General features: G+C 63.6%; 1 protein-coding gene. It reads left to right on the top strand.

All coding sequences use genetic code 11. The annotated features are described in order from the left end of the window. Positions 1-120 precede the first annotated feature (120 nt). Positions 121-327, top strand: a 207-nt coding sequence (locus JYB63_RS22725; RefSeq protein ID WP_443983569.1) for an arsenate reductase/protein-tyrosine-phosphatase family protein, incomplete at its 3' end; no start/stop codon positions are given.

Raw genomic sequence — 327 nt, 5'->3', positions numbered from 1 at the left:
ACCTGATCTACCGCGCCGAGTACGGTCACATGAACGGCCTGATCGGCTACCTGACCGAGCATTGCTGCCAGGGCGGCGTCTGCGAGGTTTCCGAATCCCCTAACTGCAACTGCTGACGCCATGACCGACACCACCTACAACGCACTGTTCATCTGCACGGGAAATTCGGCCCGTTCCATCCTCGCCGAAGGCTTGCTCAATGAGCTGGGCCAAGGCCGCTTCCGTGCCTGGTCGGCCGGCAGCCACCCGAAAGGCGAAGTGAATCCGCTGGCACTCGCCACGCTGGAACGCCTGCGCCTGCCGACCACGGGCTACCGCAGCAAGAGC

The organism is Aliamphritea spongicola, from assembly GCF_017051665.1.
GTDB classification, from domain to species: Bacteria; Pseudomonadota; Gammaproteobacteria; order Pseudomonadales; family Balneatricaceae; genus Amphritea; species Amphritea spongicola.
Note: the sequence above shows the minus strand (reverse complement) of the source record. Positions and strands in the feature narration are given on the sequence as shown.